The following is a 17,278-nucleotide window of genomic DNA, read 5'->3' on the forward strand; positions in this document are numbered from 1 at the left end:
GATTCATTGAAATGATCGCTATTTTTTTGATTTGGGCTTCATCCACTTATCTTCACCATAAGTTACGGTATAGGAATGCTCATCCCCCTGCTCACCATCAAACACTAAGTCGAAGCTAATCGTCTTCCCAGGAATTAAATCCATCCCTACCTGAGCATGGTCAAAGGTAGAACCATCTAAAATATAAAGATTTCCTTTTTCATCATATAAGTCGAAATTATAGGGATTTAATAATATCCTCCGATTGGAAGTATTCTTAACCCTTACAGACACAACAACAGCAACCCCAGTAGCATCGTCACTCATCTTTTTACTAGTATCCATCTTTGCTGACTGAACAGTGATTTTAGTTCCATTTTGAAAAAAGACAGCATCGCCAAAATAATGATTAGGATGCTCATTTTTATAATCGTAAGCTCGATTTGAACTATCCATCTTACCATTTATCTTCAAACTATCCTCTGAAAGGCTGAAATTAATGAGCAATAAAACAACTGTTACCAAAGATAGAATGATGACCAAGCCAGAACTGATGACACTGGTCCAAAATAATGGCTGTTTATGTAAAGGCTTCTTAATTTGATAGAGATTCCCATCGGCATCAATCATTTCGTGTGGGGGATCATGTTTCATATTTTCTCCTCTGTCTAAAGGACTAGCTTTAGAATATTAATTTGGCAAATCAATGCCTTCCTTTAGTAAAGCTTCATGATAAAGTCTGTAAAAGGAATGGTAAATTTTAGTTTGAGTCCCACTTTGAACCATCATGCTAACACGAAAAACAAACTGGCTATTTTCTTCTAACTGAGGTCCCAAAATATCTGGCTCTTGTAAAATTTCAGGATAATCTTTAAGGGATGCTTGGTTGACTTTCTCAATCACACGAGCAATATTATCTAAATCTGTTTGTGCATTAATCGGAATATCAATCAAAACCCGCATATCTCCGCGCGAAAGATTGCTGACGACCATAATATTGCGATTAGGAATATAGTGAAGCGAGCCATCTGCATCCCGAATCTGAGTTGTTCGAATCCCAACACTAACGACTGTTCCCGCTATATTGATAGGACCATTGGTCAAGCGAACGCTATCGCCCACATCTAGCTGGCGTTCCAAAAGAATAAAGAAGCCATTGACCAGATCCGATAAAAAGCCTTGCGCACCCATCCCAATAGCTACTCCGGCAATCCCTGCACCAGCTAAAAGACTAGAAACTGGCAAACCTAAAATGGATAAAATCCAATAGATCAAAAGAAAATAAAGGGCATAATTAAGAACATTCTCTATCAAGCGACTAATGGTTTTCTGTCTGGCGATATCAGTACTGGAAAACTTTAAGGATGGGGAGATAATTCTTCTAACGAAGACATGAAGAAGCTTCTTGGCAATGTAAAATAAAATAAATAAAAAGAGCAGAGAAATCAACTTGGAAATAGCATCATCTAAAATAGCCGTCCAATCAAACTGCTTAAAATAACGAGAAAAAATATTGCTTGAAAAAAACATTGCTTACCTCATACAATCACATTTATTCCAGTACCAGAAGAAATATAATCTATTATAACACAAAGCCCATACTTGAAAAAGGCTAGATCCCTAAGACATCTTAAAAAAAGCTGGGACAGTCCTTTGACTTGTCCCAACTTTCTTTATTTCTTCTCTCGACGTGCAGCCATAGGCAGAAGCAAGCCTAGACCCAAGAGGGCTATCGGAGTGATAATATTCGTGATGAGAGTGAACCACCACTCAGTTGGATTTGTTGCCATCTTGACTTGTGGAGCCATACCCAGAATACAAGCAAAGGCCGTAAAGGCAAATCCCCAAGCCCCCATTAGAAAACCTAGTCTACGATTTTTCATAAATTTGTATTCAACGTTTTTAAATTTGTCCCATTTACGATACAAGAACATATAAGCTACAAATACCCAAAGGAAACACATGGGAGAAACGATAGCATTGAGATTGGTCATCCATACGACCAGACCATCGATTTCCTTCAAACCAAAAAGTGGCAGTATAATGATAATTGCTACTAGTACCCCTGTTAAAAGATAGCCATTAATCAGCATTCCTGACTTGGTACGCTTACGCAACCAGCTTGGAATAAAATCTTTATCTGCGCTACCCAAAAAGATTTGTAGAGGCGCATCGATACAAATGGCTAGTGTAGACGCTTGTCCTATTGCTTGGGTAAGAGCATAGATAGTAACTAAGAAATTGCCTATTCCCCAATGCTTTCCTAAAACTGCAAAAGCTTGGTAGGCGCCATTCCTCATCAAATCGTCTGGGATATGGTTGCTATCAAAAATCATGGCCATGGCAAGAGAGCCTAAAATAGCACAGGCTCCTATCATGACAACCATGGCTATCATGCCTTTTGGAAAGCCCTTTGCAGGATTTTTCACTTTATTAACATAAGGAGAGATAGCTTCCGCTCCTCCTACTGAGAAGACTAAGAGTGCAATCGTTGTAAAATAGGAGAAGTCAAATTTTGGAATATAAGTCGATAACTGGTCCATATGTTGAGTGGCCAATTGTAGATCTGGCTTAATCAATGGCACACCAACAGCCATTAGAATAAAGAGAACCGACATGACCAGCATGGCTCCACCGGCTAATGTTCCCAAAAATTTCAAGGCTTTCAAACCCTTGGTCGAAATATACAAAAGGAGAAGGAAAGTTAGTAAAGAAAGGCAGACAATCATGGGCATGGACAGACTATCCAAAATCCTTCCATTTCCTTGAAAGGCCCATCCTAAAGCAATTAAGATTGTTTGAGGTTTTTGAGCCAAATATGGTATCTGCACAACCCAGTAGGTCCAGGCCGCAAAAAAAGCTAGCTGTTTGGTAGAGGTAAACTTAATCCAGTCACTAACCCCACCTTCACTATCCTTAAATGTTGAACCTAACTGCCCAACCATTAATGTGTAAGGAATAAAATAGATAATCAGCAACAGAATCCATGAAGTGATCACGACAATTCCCTGCTGAGCAAAATTATTCACGACATTGCCTAAGCCCCAAACAATATTAAAGGCTATCAAGGCTATCATGAGCCAACTTAACTGCTTAGAATCTTTTTCTTCCATACGATTTCCTCCTTCCAATCGTTAAAAGCTCTTTTGTCTCTCAAATAGAGGCAGCAGTTGGATAACTTGTTAATATATTTCACTGTTATTATAACACTTTAAAAAATAAAATAAAGCGCTTTCATATTTCGTTTCTGTTTCATTTTTTCCATTAAAGAAGAGCATAAAAAGAACAATAAATCATCTGTACCTCTTGCTGATCCCTTCTCAACATTTAGAAAAAATAAAAGAATTCCCTAGCTAAGCAGAGAATTCTTTTATTTTTCCAAACAATTTTTTAAAATAAAAATCGATTGAGGAACATCTGAGAAAACTTGGCTTAAAAATCCTAAATGTTGCTGATCTTTGCTATCTAAAGCTACGGTGTGCTTAACATTTACAGTGCCATCATTATTCTCGATGATCTGATGTCCAAAAAGGATATCTCCAAACGGAGTCGCTGTTTTATCCCAAAATTCCTCAAAGGGTTTGACAAGTGTCAGCTGATATTCCATTGGGGGCATACCTTCGAGTTCCATCATCCCACAAGAACCTGTCTTAAATCCACCATTTAATGTAATATTTTTTAAATCTTCTTCCCAGTCATACCACTTTTCAATATTTTCATAGTAGAACCATACATCTTCTTTTGCTGCTTTTATGGTTAAACTAAAACTAAATTCCATTACAAAATCTCCTTTATAATATGTACACTTATTATAAGTGTATTTACAAAAATTGTCAAATGGTTTTCCACTCTAGCATTAGCATTTCTTCTAAATGAGCTACCTGCTTTGGTTCTTCTTTTCATACTGATAAAATGGGATAAGAATGATGTCTTGGTCGTATGGCCTGATATTCGCTCTCTTATTTAACCATTTAGGCAATAGTGCGATTCCTTTCCCGTCCTCAACTAAGCTGATAATGTTTTCAAAAGAATCAATTTCTACAACTGATTTTAAATGAGCAAACTTCATTAAGCTTTGCTTTCTAAAAGGACAATTTTCATCTTTATTAACAAATATAGGCATTTCCTCAGTAGCCTTTATGCTACTCGAACAAGCATAAACTGACTCAATATGTCCGATAGTCTCATCATAATGCTTTAAATTTTCAATTTTTTGAAAGCAAAAAATTTTATCAAATTCTTCCTGATGAGCAATGATTGGTATATCCGAAGTTTTTTGGATATTAATCTCACTTTTATCCAAATCAATTGTTTGTGAATTATTAATATCGTGATTGAATAACAATTCTGAAATTAAGATGGATATTTTTGAGGTTTCACATTTCTTTTTTAATTTCTCTAAATTGTTAGAAGTTTCCTTACAAAATTGATAAAATAAGTCTCCACTTTCTGTCGGAATTAAACCATTATATTTTCTGTAAAATAATTTCGTATCTAATTCAGTTTCAAGCACCTTCAATCTAGCGCTGAGATTAGATTGCGCATATTGTAAGATCTTTGAACTTTTGTTTATTGACCTTGTCTCATAGATTGTCACAAAAATGCTCATATCATTAAAATTCATTTAAAACACCCTATCACTTTTTATGATAATTATATCATTTTTAAGTATTATTCAACATGATATAAATCATTTATACTGTCAATAGTTCATTAGAAAAGGGGTACTGCTATGCAAGCAATGCAATATACTATAAAATTACCATCAGATTATGATATGGATATCATTAGACAACGTGTCCGAAATACAGGTCATTTAATGGATGGATTCGACGATTTGTTTTTCAAAGTTTATTTAATCTCTGAAAAGTCTGAAGGCCAATTATTTAATAGTTACTGTCCGCTATATATTTGGAAAAATACCAACGGAATGACAAAATTCATATTTGATGGTTACTTTGATCATATTTTAAATTCGTTTGGCTGGCAAAATATTGAAATCGGAGTGACTTCATCAGTCGAAATATCTGATCATTTTGACTCAAGTAAATATGCTACATTAGAAGTCATTGATATAGAAGTATCTGAAAGTTTAAAATCCTTTACCATTTACGAGCAAATGCAAACCAACGAAAGCGGCAAAGTTGTTATTTTTAATCCTGATAAATGGAAAAAATGTATCTTTACTTTTTATACCAATAAACCCGACACACAACTACCAACATTTGAAATTTTACACATTTCACAATAAGCACCTATGATAAGTAATAGGGAAACGCCTGAGCAAACACTTCTTCGCTATTTTTCAAACTATGAGAGTATACTTGCTCTTCCCAAAATTGTATGACCTTTACTGTCATCAGCTAAATGAAAAAATCGTTACGCTATGTAACGATTTTTTTAGCTATGATATTAACTCAATTCCGCGATAATAGCCTTGAGTTGGTCTTTGGTGTGAACACCTGCGACTTGTTTAACGACTTGACCATCTTTCTTAAACAGAAGGGTCGGAATGGACATAATGCCAAATTCACGGGCAGTATTTGGATTTTCATCCACATCCATTTTGAGGATTTTCAGTTCGTCCTCATGGACTTCTCCTGCCAACTGCTCTAGAATAGGCGCCTGCATACGGCATGGACCACACCAAGTTGCCCAAAAGTCAATCAGAACCAATCCGTCTTTTGTTTCTTCTGCGAATGTTGCATCTGTAACTGCTGCTACCATAAATTTTCTCCTTTAATAGCTTACTTTTGTTAACATTTTACACCAAAAACAAGAGAAAGAAAAATATTTGCTACGGATAAGAACTCAGTCACTCAATGAGAAGTGGTTGACCATGAGATTGCTGGCATCCAAGAGGACTTTCTCCAAGAGCTGGTCTGTAGCTTCTTGCACCTTGTCGCTCATAGCTTGATTTTCAGATTCAAAGTCAACGACCTCACCCTTGGCCAGAGCTTGGTCTACCCGACCAATCATTTCATGTCCCCAAGCCATGGTCGTTTCCTGATAATCATCCAAGTCTCCGACATGACTACTAAAATGAGCATCAGCCAGTCCTGCAATCAAGCGATTAGCCCAGTAGAAAGAATCCGTTGAAACCTTGTCTGTCGTATTGGCAAAGTAGTCTGGTGTAGTTGAGACCTGAGTAAAGAAAGGAACGGCTGTATTGTAAGGCATGGAGCCGTAGGACAGCCACTGGATCCCTGTCGTTTCCTGCGGTTGATTAGGGCGTAGCTGCAAGATGGCTGTCTGACTGGTCCGATTGATCCCGATAGTCCGAAAGGCCCGTCTGCTGTGGTGGTCCCCTTCTGCTCCATAAGGATCATAAGGCGAATCCTGATAGTGACTGCTCAGGACATACTTGACATCTTCGATCGTGATCTTGCGGTATGGCTTGCGGCACCATGGAATGAAGAAACTCCTTGGTTCTTGCTCCACCTCTGGATTGAGAAAACGCTGGATATCCCAAGCTCGCGGTGTATTGTAATGGCGGTCCTTATCCTTCTGGCTGCCAAAAGCATAGCGCGGATTGAAGCCTTCATCTGAGTAATTCAGATTGAGGTGGTTTTCCTCGATAAAGTTTTTAAGATTTGGATGACAGAGGAAGTGTTCTGGATTGTCAAATTCAAAATAATCGCTGCCCAGCTGATTTGGACTGGTCACATAGGCATCATCTGGCACGCGCCGCGCCATCCAATGGTGACCGCCAATGGTTTCCAGCCACCAGATTTCGTTGACATCTGAGATTGCAATTCCATTGGACTCATAAGTGCCGTATTCCTCTAGGATTTTCCCTAAGCGTAGAACCCCTTCACGAGCCGTTTTGATATAAGGAAGAACCAGCGTAAGGATATCTTCCTCGCTGATACCTGACTCTACCAAAGGATCAGCCCCCAGCACGCGGCTGTTGGTCGTAATTGTTTCCGTCGCGCTGACAGCAACATTGTAGCTGTTAATTCCAGCTGCTCCCCAAATCCCATCTTTGGGAACTGCATCTGGCACTGCCGTATAGCGGACTGGATTGTCCGGCAAATCCATCTCAAAGGATGTCAAAACTGACTGATAATGGCGGGGCTGGTCTTGTGGCTCCACTACGACAAATTTCTTAGCTGTAAAGACCCCATTTTGTGAATCCTCTGTACGAGCCACAATGGTTGAACCGTCGTAACTGGCCTTCTTTCCCACCAAAATAGTCGTGCAGGAATCTGATGCATGCTTTATTCTCATTATTTTCCCTCCGGTACTCTTTATGCTACTTACATTATAGCAAAAAGCAGGCCCTCATAAAAGAACCTGCTGTTATCTCTACGCTGAAACTTCCAATGCCCTATTCGATTTTCAAGACATAGGTATGCTCTTTGTAAAGCTCATCAATCTCAAAATGCTCTAAATCTTCTTTCCTTGAGACAATATAATGCCCTTCTCTTTGATAATAGCCTAAAGAATTTCCTGACTTGTCTGTCAGGCAGATTGTCTGTTGCTTAGCATCAACGCTAAAAGAAAATGCTATTTGATCTTTGGGGCGCCCTACCACTAAATAATCTTGACAAATCAGCTTGCCGCCCCACTTCTGATAGAGGTGATTTGCTTGTCCTCCGTCTCTGGTAAAGATGATCAAGGCCTCAACTTTCTTTTCATGCAGCTGCTCCCAAGCACTATGAAAGAGTTGGCTAGCTATCCCTTGATTCTGAAAATCAGGATGGACAGCCAGATTAGCAAAGTAAGCTATCTTTTTCCCTGGATAATATGGATAAGAATGACTTGCTTCCTCAGTGTAAATCCCAATATCCAGAAGCCCAACAACCTGATCATCTTCTACTGCTATGAGCTCAACCGAATCTTGGTAAGGTTCTTCAGTAAACTCGTCCTTGCTGCGGCTCATATCATCAAAGAAAGGCGAAAAGAGATAACTCAAAGCTTTTGTATAAACCCAACTTTTCTCATAAATCGAGTCATAGATTTGTATTTTCATTTCTGGCCTCTTACTTAAAGATCACAATCGTTGCACCGCTACCGCCAGCATTTTGCGGAGCATAGCCGAAGGACTTGACATGCTTGTTGCGGCGGAGGTATTTAGTCACTCCTTCACGGATGACCCCGGTCCCGATACCATGGATAATATCTACCTGAGCCATATTATTAAGAAGGGCCTGATCGATAAATTCATCTAGCTCTTTCATAGCTTCTTCGTAACGCTTACCTCGTAAATCCAGTCTAGCTCTTGGTCCAGCAGTATTAGCTCGCTTGACCACATTGACCTGCTTGCGCTTAGGTTGTTGCTCTTTTTCAGCCTTGAGAAGATTAAATTCCTGTTCCTCTAGAGTCATCTTGATGAGACCTACCTGAGCTTCCCAGCGGCCGTCCTTGAGCTGCTTGACCAAGGTTCCCCGCTGACCATAGCTAGTGACTAGGATATCGTCTCCCACCTTGGGCGCCCGATGTTTCTTAGCCTGCTTGAGCACCTTATTCTTTGATAAATCAACCGTTTCTGGTGCCAACTTTTTGAGTTGAGACTTGGCTTCGATAATCTCATGAGGTTTGAGACTGGACTTAGCATGGAGATTTTGGAGAATGCTCTCACTCTCTGATAGAGCCAAATCAACGATTTCCTGAGCTTCCAAGCGTGCCTTATTGAGTTCGGTTTCTTTTTCTCGGTTAAACTCATTGTAAAGTTTTTTGAGGGCTCGGTTAAATTTGAGATTTTCCTGCTCCACCTCGCGGATATTATCCAAGCGCTTGCGACTTTCCAGCGTCTGCTCTTCCAGGCGCTCAATAATCCGATTGACATCGCTGTCTGTGTTGGTCTGCTCTTGGGCATGGCTAACGATAAGTTCAGACAAGCCTAAGCGGCGAGCGATTTCAAAGGCATTGGAACGACCAGGCACTCCCTGCATAAAGCGATAGGTCGGTCGCAAACTATCAGTATCAAATTCCATGCTGGCATTTTCCACCCAGTCCGTCTCAATCCCATAGGCTTTGAGCTCAGGATAGTGGGTCGTCGCCATGGTTTTAATCTGTCTTAGCCGCAAATCTTCCAAGATAGCAATAGCCAGAGCCGCTCCCTCCTGAGGATCAGTCCCAGCTCCCAGCTCATCCAGCAGAACCAGACTCTCGCTATCAACCTGCTCTAAAATAGAGACGATATTGGTCATGTGGCTGGAGAAAGTCGACAGGCTCTGCTCAATGGACTGCTCATCCCCAATGTCTGCAAAAATCTGACTGAAAATCCCAACGCGACTCCCCTTGTCCGCCAAAATCGGCAGACCTGACTGAGCCATGATCTGAGCTAGCCCCAAGGTCTTCAACATGATGGTCTTACCACCGGTATTTGGCCCAGTAATGACAATCTCTGTCAAGTCTTGTCCGAAATGCAGGTCATTAGCTACTGCATTTTCAATCAGGGGATGACGAACCTGTAGCAACTGAATGGCTTGTGTCTCGGATAAGGCTGGCACTACTGCTCCTCGTTCTCTCATAAAGGCCAATTTGGCCATCACCAAGTCAAGATGACCGATAATCCAAGCATTGTTGGCAATTTCAGTTGCATGAGGGCGAATCATAGCAGATAGTTCTTGCAAAATTCGCAAGAGTTCGTAGCGCTCGTCCGCCTTGTAGTTGGAAATTTCCTCATTGAGGTTAACCACTGCCCTAGGCTCGATATAAATGGTCGTTCCACTGGCAGAAATGTCATGCACCACTCCTGGAATCCGATTTCGATAGGTGTTTTTAACCGGCAGCACATTGCGGCCATTCCGGCTGGCTATCACTTGATCTGCCAGCATGTCTCCCTTGTTTTTGAGAATTTCTTGCAAAAGATCTCGTACCTTGCTTTCATTCTCTTGGATCTTACGACGGATTCGCCCCAGATCCTCACTGGCAAAACTTTCAATAAAGCCCCCGTCGTTGACAGCTAACAGACTCCCTTGAATAGCAGGGAAATCGACTAGATTTTCAAAAACACGGTTCAATTCTTGAAGTCGAACATTTTCTAAATCATTATAAAAAGTAACCAAGTCATGCGAAACGCGCAAAACCTTTTTTAAAACAAGCAATTCCTCGATATTCAGATCACCATCAAGCTCCAAACGCTTGCTAATAGCAGTGATATCCTTGGTTGCTGCCAAATGAAAATGCGGATCTTCTACTAAAATCTGCTCCATATCTGCAACTTCTAAAAAGGCTCTCTCAATTGCCTCTTTTTTTGTGGTCGGCTGTAAAACTTGTAATTCCAACTTTCCCTGCTCCGTTTGCAAAAAGCCTTGGAACAAGTCTTTTATTTTATTAAATTCTAAGGTTTCTAATATTTTTGTATTCATGATAATATCTTTTTCTAGTGAAAAAGAACCCAGCTAGTAGGCCAACTGAGTCCTTTTATCCAATCATCTTGGTAACCCAAAAATACTTCAGGAGACTAGATGTGATTGGGGTATGGTTAATAATAAAGCTTGCTAAACCACTGTGATTTAAGCGATCTTGAATAAAAGCTAGTGGTACAGTAGCGAAAATCGTTAGGAACATTTCAATGGCAAATAAGGAAATGAGAACAGCAATTACACCGCTTGCAACATTATACCAACGAGAATCCGTATTCCCTTTAGGTACTAAATGGATAAAAATCCCGATGAAGCGACCAATCGCATAAACAAAGGTGTAAATGATGAAAAAAGCTAGGCCAGCGTAGAAGACTTTATCTAAATGAAAGAGCTGATTGTTAGGAAAATAATACGTTGTTGCTCCTTCTGTCGCACTCGAATAGGGGACCCACAAACTTAAAAAGCGTGCTAAACCTTGGTAAGATTGACTAGCGATAAAAAAGGCTACAATAGCTGATAGCAAATAATAAGCCTGAAGAACAATCCCTCTAGAGTAGCCAATATAGAAGCTCCACGCTAGAATTAGTAAAATTAGTAGTGAAATAATCATAAAGGCCCCTCTGTTTGCAAAGATTTTTCTTTTATTTCAGTTAGGGCTTTTCGACGCAAACTTTCTAATTCTCTTTCCTTGTCATCAAATTCAATTTCACGATTTAACTGAGTCGACAGACTGTTAATGGCAAGCAAAATAGCCAAGGTTTCATCATCCGCTTGGGGCATTCTTTCCTTGATTGCTTGGTATTTTTCTGTCGCGACCTTTTCGACTTCCTCCATAAACAGATTATCAAACCCTGTTGTCAAAGTCATGGTCTTCTTTCCAAATGTAAACTTATATCGATTCAAATTTGCCATAAAATCACCTCGTTATATTATACCAAATATCAAGCCTTTTGTCAGGTCAGGGCCACCCCTCTATCCTGCTTTTCTAAAATATACTTGAAGATAAAAAGTCCGTCAATCTTTTTTTCAACTTTACTCTTTTTTATGTTAAAATAGAAGGCATGGGACAATTCACCTTAACACCGAGTGAGCAGGAGATTCAAGCATTTCTTAAGCAATATAAAAAATATCTCAGCTCTAGTAAAAATCCTTATATCCGTTATTTTTTCCGTTTGGAGCAAGCAACAGCCAGCGTCTATACTTCTGGTAAATTACTTCTTCAGGGAGAAGAGGCAGGTAAATATGCTCTTTTTTTCAAAGAGACAGCAAATCTCACTCAACCTCCTCAGAAAATCACCTACCAAGCTATGATAGGAACGGATGAGGTCGGTAATGGTTCCTATTTTGGTGGTTTAGCTGTTGTGGCTTCATTTGTCACTAAAGAACAGGAAGATTTTCTCAGAAAATTAGGAGTTGGAGATTCTAAAACCCTGACGGATCAAAAAATTCGCCAGTTAGCCCCTATCCTAAAAGAAAAAATTAACCACCAAGCCCTGCTCTTGTCACCCAAGAAGTACAACCAAGTCATTGCTTCAGGTTACAATGCTGTCTCAGTCAAGGTTGCCCTTCACAACCAAGCCATCTATCTCTTGTTAGAAAAAGGAATAAAACCTGATCAAATCGTAATTGATGCCTTCACTAGCAGCACCAATTACCAGCGTCATGTCAAGCAAGAGCGAAATCAGGTTAGTCAGGCGATTCATTTAGAAGAAAAAGCTGAAGGAAAATACTTAGCTGTGGCTGTCAGTTCCATTATAGCCCGCGACCTTTTCTTGGAGAATCTAGAGATTCTGAGCCAGGAATTAGGCTACCAATTACCAAGCGGAGCAGGAGCTAAAAGTGATCAAGTGGCCAGTCAGATTTTGAAGGCTTATGGTATGGCCGGTCTTGAAACAAGCGCCAAGCTACATTTTAAAAATACTCAAAAAGCAAAACAATTACTAGAAAGGTAAGTTATGTCTGGTTTTAGAAAATTTATGAAAGAATGGGGATTTTTCATCCTCTTCATGGCTATTTTGCTCCTCACCCGCCTCTTCCTCTGGTCCCCATTTTTGGTAAGTGGCCACTCAATGGACCCGACCCTTGCCGATGGAGAGTATCTACTCGAAGTCCGCTATCTACCCATCGACCGTTTTGATATCGTTGTTGCTAAGGAAACAGATGAAAATGGGAACGAGAAACGAATTGTCAAACGAGTGATTGGTATGCCTGGTGATACCATCAAATATGAAAACGACCAACTCTATATCAATGGTAAGAAAACTGATGAGCCTTACTTAAAAGAATATATTTCTAAATTTAAAAAGGACAAATTGCAGTCGACTTATTCTTACCGGAAGATGTTCCAGCAAATCGCTGAACAAGCCAACTCTTTCACTCAGGACTCTCTAGGTAACTCAACATTCACTGTCGAAGTTCCTAAGGGACACTATTTCCTTCTAGGAGACGACCGACTCGTATCACGAGATAGCCGGGAAGTTGGAAACTTCAAGGCCAGTCAAATTGAAGGAGAAGCGAAATTACGCTTCTGGCCACTCAATAAGATTGGTATCTTCTAAGTACCATTTGTTAAGCAAATAAGAATCAAGAAATAAAAAGGGCAGGACAGCAGGTTTCATTGGCTTGTCTGCCTTTTTTTCTAGGATGAGAGATATGGAATTCTATTTTTCAGGAACCGTCGAACGCATAATTTTTGAAAATCCCAACAATTTCTTTCGAATTTTGTTGCTGGATATCGAAGACACAGATGCAGAATTTGATGATTTTGAGATTATCGTGACCGGAACCATGGCCGATATCATGGAAGGACAAGACTATACTTTTTGGGGAACTCTTGTTCAACATCCCAAATACGGGGAACAGCTAAAAGTAACTCGCTACGAAAGAGCAAAGCCAACTAGTAAGGGCCTGGTCAAGTATTTTGCTAGCGATCATTTTAAAGGAATCGGTGTTAAGACCGCCCAAAAGATAATAGACCTCTATGGCGATAATACGATTGACCAGATCTTGGCTGATCCTAGCCGACTCGTAACTATTAACGGCCTTTCTGCAGTCAATCGGGAAGCCTTCGTCAGCAAACTTAGACAAAATTACGGCACAGAGATGTTGCTCTCTAAACTCGCTGAATATGGCATTCCTAATAAATTAGCCTTGCAGATTCAAGATACCTATAAAGAAGAAACGCTGGAAATTGTCCAAAAATATCCTTATCAACTGGTTGAAGACATTCAAGGTATTGGTTTCAAAATAGCTGACCAGTTGGCCCAGCAACTTGGTATTGAAAGCGATGCTCCAGAGCGTTTCCGGGCTGGGCTTGTTCATACCCTTTTCAGCCAATCTATGGAGACAGGTGATACTTATATAGAAGCACGTGACTTGCTATCCCACACCATTGATTTGCTGGAGAATGCCCGTCAGGTTGAACTTGATCCTTCCTTGGTAGCGGATGAATTGGCCCACCTTATCGAAGAAGATAAGATCCAAAACGTTGAGACAAAAATATTTGAAAACAGTCTTTATTTCGCCGAGGAAGGTATCCGTAGCAATCTGATTCGGATTTTAGAAAAAGGCAAACAAGAAACTTTTGATACTCCAAAACTCGAAAGTATCATCGAACAAGTCGAGCAAGATTTAGGAATCTGCTATGACCATATTCAAAAGAAGGCCATCTGCGATGCCATTAATCATAAGGTGTTTATTTTGACGGGTGGGCCAGGAACTGGTAAAACAACTGTTATCAACGGCATTATTGCTACTTATGCCACTCTTCACAAGCTAGATTTAGCTAAGAAACAGGAATTACCTATTCTGCTTGCTGCTCCGACTGGACGAGCTGCCAGACGAATGAATGAATTGACTGGACTGCCCAGTGCTACTATTCACCGGCATCTGGGGATGACTGGAGATGATGATACCAGTCATTTAGATGACTATTTGGATGCTGATTTCATCATTGTAGACGAGTTCTCTATGGTCGATACTTGGCTGGCCAATCAACTGCTCAGCAATATTTCTTCCAACAGTAAGATCCTCATTGTGGGGGATGCTGACCAGCTTCCGTCTGTCAGTCCCGGTCAGGTTCTGGCCGATCTTTTAAAAATACCTCTCCTACCCCAAACCAAACTAACAAAAATCTACCGGCAAGGAGAAGATTCAACAATCGTTACCCTGGCCAGTCAAATCCAGCAAGGACTTCTGCCGGCTGATTTTACTGAAAAAAAGGCGGATCGATCCTATTTCGAAGCGTCTGGCGAGTATATCCCTGATATGATTAAGAAAATCGTAGCCGCCGCCATTCGCAGTGGTATCCCTGCCCAGGACGTCCAAGTCCTGGCTCCTATGTACCGAGGACCCGCAGGAATCGACCAGATCAACCAACTCATGCAAGATTTAATAAATCCATCAGAAAAAGACCAACTGGTCTTTGAAGCGCCAGACTGCCAATACCGGCAAGGGGACAAGGTCATTCATCTGGTCAACGATGCTGAAAGCAATGTCTTTAACGGCGATCTGGGCTATATCACCGACCTCTTGCCTGGCAAATACACCGACTCTAAGCAAGATGAACTTACCATCAACTTCGATGGAAATGAAATCGTCTATCAACGTAGCGAGTGGTACAAGATCCGCCTGGCCTATGCCATGAGTATTCACAAGTCTCAGGGCAGCGAGTTTCCCGTGGTCATCCTGCCTATCACCCGCAGCAGCCACCGCATGCTCCAGCGCAATCTGGTCTACACAGCCATTACCCGGGCCAAGAGCAAGTTGATCTTACTTGGGGAAAAAGTAGCCTTTGACTATGCCGTCAAAAACACCGGTACTGCCCGCAAAACTTATCTTATTCCTCGTTTTTCTGATCTTTTAGAAAGAGAAGAGCCTGCTGAAGTTGTCACCACTAATTCTGACACAGACGATCCAATTCTTGAAGATGGTTTTATCCTTACTCTTGATAACTACCTCAGTATTGATCCCATGATTGGAATTAGAGAAGAGGATATTAAAGATATTTTTAAAAAATAGTTTGCACCGCTAGTTACTATTTATAGTTAGGAAATCTTACTTTTAAAGGAGTTATAATGAAATACAACCCATATCCCAGACTGCTTACCAGACTATTCTTTGGTTCTGTCTTCCTTATCCTTGGACTGATATCCCTTCTATCTTATAGGAATGTCACTACAAAATCTTTAAGAGATAAAGGAGAAACCCTACCCTCAAAAGTCACTAATACAGGAGACTATGCCATACAAATTACGGATGTTTCTGGACCTGAAGCAGAATTAAAAGGAAAAGATTACTCAACCTTCTTTTATACCGTAACCTATAAGGATGAAAGTGGCAAGGAAAGCAAGATTGGACTACACGCTGATGATTCAGATTTTTATGATTTAATCGATGACCTCAGGAATACTCAAGACTTAAAAGAGAATCCCAAATGGCTGATAGCAAACGTCAACAATTCTTCTAATATCAAGAATTACTCGGAAATGATGGCTTCCAAACTTTCTGATGATGAAAAATCTGCTCAACTTGATTACTACATTACCTTAGAAGATACTGATTCCATACGGTATAGAGGTCAAATTGTCTTCTTTCTATTCTTCTTCCTTGGGATGCCCTTCTTTCTGAAAGGGGTGAAGAGCTATCTATTCAGTCAAAAAGAATTAAAAGAGTTTTACAATCTTTACCCTGAACTCCATGGTTCACTGGAACAAATCCAAATCTTGGGTGGCCAAAATGAAGCAGATATCCGAATCTTTTTGTATAAGAATCATCTGGTAAGCTATCACTCGACATTTAAAATCAGCAATTTAGAGGATGCAAAGAAAATCTATCATTCCAAGTTCACAACCAGCTTTTTATTTATTCCAATCATTAGAAAAAATCAACTTTGTATTGTACACACCAATGGCAAGGAAGATAAACTACCTATGAAACGAGCTAGCGCTTCTAAGACAGAGCTAGCCTTAACTCAGGTGGACCATTATATAAGTGAAAAATTTCCAAATATTGAATTATAAAGAGGACCGTTTGCTGTCATCTTTATATTAACTTTCTACAATTGTATTTGGAAAATTCGGTGTACCAATCATCGCTTAGCTTCGTTTTAAGTATGTCAAAGTCTGCTCCATCAGCTCATCACTAAGAATATCAATGCCAATGGATTCCAGCATAAAGCGGAGACGCTCAGCCTGCTTTTCAAAACTTTTCTCTGAAAATCGACCCCCTAATCGGCCTGACCGAGGAAGATATCCACAGTATATTCAGCACATAAATAAAAAGGCTAGGACAGAATTAAATTTTTTAGTTCTGTCCTATCGCCTTTTTTAATGCTTATTTTTCTGGCTAAAGAGCTGCATGAGCTCATCATTAAAGATATCCATGCCGACCGAGGTCATCATAAACTGCAGAAAGTGGAAGCGTTCTGGCATTTTTTCAGGATCGCTTTCCAAAACGGTCTCATTCATCCAGAAGTTCACCAACAGCAGAAAGACTTCCGCAGCCTGGTCCGGATACTGAGTCTGGATAGACCCATCTGCCATGCCTTTTTTGATAATATCGCTGACCAGAGGGGCGCCTATCCGCAGATTGTCCCGCATCATGGTCAAAATAAAACCTGCATCCTGCTCGTACTCATCCACAATGCCGTCTATGGCCCGGGCTGTCTGACTTTCCAGATTGGACTTGAGGATGGTTTGCAGCTGCTCCCTGCCGGTCAGATTTTCCGTAGCCTTGAGCCACTGCTTCATCTCTTCTTCCATCAGCTCCTGCCGGCTCCTCATCACCGCCAGGACAATCTCATCTTTTGACTTGAAATGATGATAGATAGCCCCCTTGGAGATGCCTGCCGTCTGAGCAATATCCTGCATACTGGTCTTTTCGGACCCCTTTTGGATAAAGAGCTGGGTTGCTGTATTTAAAATTTTTTCTCTCATGGCCTGGGATTTGTCTTTTCGCTGCGCCATTCTGTTCCCCTTTGTTTC

The 17,278-nt window shown here is 40.5% G+C and carries 17 protein-coding genes; 5 read left to right on the forward strand and 12 right to left on the reverse strand.

Going from position 1 to position 17,278, the window contains the following annotated elements; translation table 11 throughout:
• Positions 1-18 precede the first annotated feature (18 nt).
• The 5 genes from O3640_RS01760 to O3640_RS01780 all read right to left on the reverse strand — a co-directional run bounded on the left by O3640_RS01760 (position 19) and on the right by O3640_RS01780 (position 4,603).
• Entirely contained in the window at positions 19-633 is a 615-nt protein-coding gene (locus O3640_RS01760) for a DUF4352 domain-containing protein (protein ID WP_195321552.1), read from the reverse strand.
• A 36-nt stretch (positions 634-669) separates the two neighbouring features.
• Positions 670-1,509: a mechanosensitive ion channel family protein gene (locus O3640_RS01765; RefSeq protein WP_195321554.1), complete on the reverse strand. Its 840-nt coding sequence runs from the start codon at positions 1,507-1,509 to the stop codon at positions 670-672.
• Between the two features lie 143 nt (positions 1,510-1,652).
• Positions 1,653-3,092, reverse strand: a complete 1,440-nt coding sequence (locus O3640_RS01770) for an APC family permease (RefSeq protein WP_195321556.1) — start codon at positions 3,090-3,092, stop codon at positions 1,653-1,655.
• Between the two features lie 257 nt (positions 3,093-3,349).
• Entirely contained in the window at positions 3,350-3,757 is a 408-nt protein-coding gene (locus tag O3640_RS01775) for a polyketide cyclase (protein ID WP_371586534.1), read from the reverse strand.
• A gap of 99 nt (positions 3,758-3,856) precedes the next feature.
• Positions 3,857-4,603 carry a LysR family transcriptional regulator gene (locus O3640_RS01780; RefSeq protein WP_371586535.1) on the reverse strand — a complete coding sequence of 249 codons (747 nt, stop codon included), beginning with the start codon at positions 4,601-4,603 and terminating at the stop codon, positions 3,857-3,859.
• 108 nt (positions 4,604-4,711) lie between these two features.
• On the opposite strand from O3640_RS01780, the gene O3640_RS01785 reads away from it, so the two are divergent.
• Positions 4,712-5,230 carry a DUF4865 family protein gene (locus tag O3640_RS01785; protein WP_045772750.1) on the forward strand — a complete coding sequence of 173 codons (519 nt, stop codon included), beginning with the start codon at positions 4,712-4,714 and terminating at the stop codon, positions 5,228-5,230.
• 161 nt (positions 5,231-5,391) lie between these two features.
• On the opposite strand, the gene trxA is transcribed toward O3640_RS01785, so the two are convergent.
• The 6 genes from trxA to O3640_RS01815 form a co-directional block, all read right to left on the reverse strand.
• On the reverse strand, positions 5,392-5,706 hold the full coding sequence (trxA, locus tag O3640_RS01790) for a thioredoxin (RefSeq protein WP_002898369.1): 315 nt from the start codon (positions 5,704-5,706) through the stop codon (positions 5,392-5,394).
• Between the two features lie 84 nt (positions 5,707-5,790).
• Positions 5,791-7,209, reverse strand: coding sequence for a C69 family dipeptidase (locus tag O3640_RS01795; RefSeq protein WP_195321560.1), 1,419 nt, complete (start codon positions 7,207-7,209; stop codon positions 5,791-5,793).
• A 100-nt stretch (positions 7,210-7,309) separates the two neighbouring features.
• Positions 7,310-7,954, reverse strand: coding sequence for a GNAT family N-acetyltransferase (locus O3640_RS01800; RefSeq protein ID WP_227221257.1), 645 nt, complete (start codon positions 7,952-7,954; stop codon positions 7,310-7,312).
• A gap of 10 nt (positions 7,955-7,964) precedes the next feature.
• On the reverse strand, positions 7,965-10,298 hold the full coding sequence (locus tag O3640_RS01805; RefSeq protein ID WP_061583225.1) for an endonuclease MutS2: 2,334 nt from the start codon (positions 10,296-10,298) through the stop codon (positions 7,965-7,967).
• A gap of 55 nt (positions 10,299-10,353) precedes the next feature.
• Positions 10,354-10,902 carry a CvpA family protein gene (locus O3640_RS01810; protein WP_048776392.1) on the reverse strand — a complete coding sequence of 183 codons (549 nt, stop codon included), beginning with the start codon at positions 10,900-10,902 and terminating at the stop codon, positions 10,354-10,356.
• The gene (locus O3640_RS01815) at positions 10,902-11,207 is read right to left on the reverse strand and encodes a hypothetical protein (RefSeq protein ID WP_008808274.1); all 306 of its coding nucleotides are present in this window, start codon (positions 11,205-11,207) and stop codon (positions 10,902-10,904) included. The genes O3640_RS01810 and O3640_RS01815 overlap by 1 nt, the downstream gene beginning before the upstream one ends.
• A gap of 149 nt (positions 11,208-11,356) precedes the next feature.
• Here O3640_RS01815 and rnhC point away from each other — a divergent pair, with 149 nt between their 5' ends.
• From rnhC to O3640_RS01835, 4 genes are all read left to right on the forward strand, one after another.
• Positions 11,357-12,247 (forward strand): ribonuclease HIII, encoded by an 891-nt coding sequence (rnhC, locus tag O3640_RS01820; protein ID WP_195321562.1) that lies wholly within the window; start codon positions 11,357-11,359, stop codon positions 12,245-12,247.
• Positions 12,248-12,250: 3 nt separating this feature from the next.
• Positions 12,251-12,853 (forward strand): signal peptidase I, encoded by a 603-nt coding sequence (gene lepB, locus O3640_RS01825; RefSeq protein ID WP_195321563.1) that lies wholly within the window; start codon positions 12,251-12,253, stop codon positions 12,851-12,853.
• Between the two features lie 94 nt (positions 12,854-12,947).
• Positions 12,948-15,314 (forward strand): ATP-dependent RecD-like DNA helicase, encoded by a 2,367-nt coding sequence (locus O3640_RS01830; protein WP_195321564.1) that lies wholly within the window; start codon positions 12,948-12,950, stop codon positions 15,312-15,314.
• 56 nt (positions 15,315-15,370) lie between these two features.
• Positions 15,371-16,315, forward strand: a complete 945-nt coding sequence (locus tag O3640_RS01835; RefSeq protein ID WP_195321565.1) for a hypothetical protein — start codon at positions 15,371-15,373, stop codon at positions 16,313-16,315.
• Between the two features lie 306 nt (positions 16,316-16,621).
• On the opposite strand, the gene O3640_RS01840 is transcribed toward O3640_RS01835, so the two are convergent.
• On the reverse strand, positions 16,622-17,260 hold the full coding sequence (locus O3640_RS01840) for a TetR/AcrR family transcriptional regulator (protein ID WP_195321566.1): 639 nt from the start codon (positions 17,258-17,260) through the stop codon (positions 16,622-16,624).
• Positions 17,261-17,278 lie beyond the last annotated feature (18 nt).

The sequence above is a fragment of the Streptococcus sp. 27098_8_75 genome (genome assembly GCF_041432475.1).
Lineage (GTDB): Bacteria > Bacillota > Bacilli > Lactobacillales > Streptococcaceae > Streptococcus > Streptococcus gordonii.

Bases quoted from the DNA above. Each gene is read 5' to 3' on its own strand.
- O3640_RS01840 (WP_195321566.1), bottom strand. From the start codon at position 17,260: ATGGCGCAGCGAAAAGACAAATCCCAGGCCATGAGAGAAAAAATTTTA.
- O3640_RS01830 (WP_195321564.1), top strand. From the start codon at position 12,948: ATGGAATTCTATTTTTCAGGAACCGTCGAACGCATAATTTTTGAAAAT.
- O3640_RS01800 (WP_227221257.1), bottom strand. From the start codon at position 7,954: ATGAAAATACAAATCTATGACTCGATTTATGAGAAAAGTTGGGTTTAT.
- O3640_RS01795 (WP_195321560.1), bottom strand. From the start codon at position 7,209: ATGAGAATAAAGCATGCATCAGATTCCTGCACGACTATTTTGGTGGGA.
- O3640_RS01770 (WP_195321556.1), bottom strand. From the start codon at position 3,092: ATGGAAGAAAAAGATTCTAAGCAGTTAAGTTGGCTCATGATAGCCTTG.
- O3640_RS01785 (WP_045772750.1), top strand. From the start codon at position 4,712: ATGCAAGCAATGCAATATACTATAAAATTACCATCAGATTATGATATG.
- rnhC (WP_195321562.1), top strand. From the start codon at position 11,357: ATGGGACAATTCACCTTAACACCGAGTGAGCAGGAGATTCAAGCATTT.
- lepB (WP_195321563.1), top strand. From the start codon at position 12,251: ATGTCTGGTTTTAGAAAATTTATGAAAGAATGGGGATTTTTCATCCTC.
- O3640_RS01805 (WP_061583225.1), bottom strand. From the start codon at position 10,298: ATGAATACAAAAATATTAGAAACCTTAGAATTTAATAAAATAAAAGAC.
- O3640_RS01775 (WP_371586534.1), bottom strand. From the start codon at position 3,757: ATGGAATTTAGTTTTAGTTTAACCATAAAAGCAGCAAAAGAAGATGTA.
- O3640_RS01835 (WP_195321565.1), top strand. From the start codon at position 15,371: ATGAAATACAACCCATATCCCAGACTGCTTACCAGACTATTCTTTGGT.
- O3640_RS01815 (WP_008808274.1), bottom strand. From the start codon at position 11,207: ATGGCAAATTTGAATCGATATAAGTTTACATTTGGAAAGAAGACCATG.
- trxA (WP_002898369.1), bottom strand. From the start codon at position 5,706: ATGGTAGCAGCAGTTACAGATGCAACATTCGCAGAAGAAACAAAAGAC.
- O3640_RS01780 (WP_371586535.1), bottom strand. From the start codon at position 4,603: ATGAATTTTAATGATATGAGCATTTTTGTGACAATCTATGAGACAAGG.
- O3640_RS01760 (WP_195321552.1), bottom strand. From the start codon at position 633: ATGAAACATGATCCCCCACACGAAATGATTGATGCCGATGGGAATCTC.
- O3640_RS01765 (WP_195321554.1), bottom strand. From the start codon at position 1,509: ATGTTTTTTTCAAGCAATATTTTTTCTCGTTATTTTAAGCAGTTTGAT.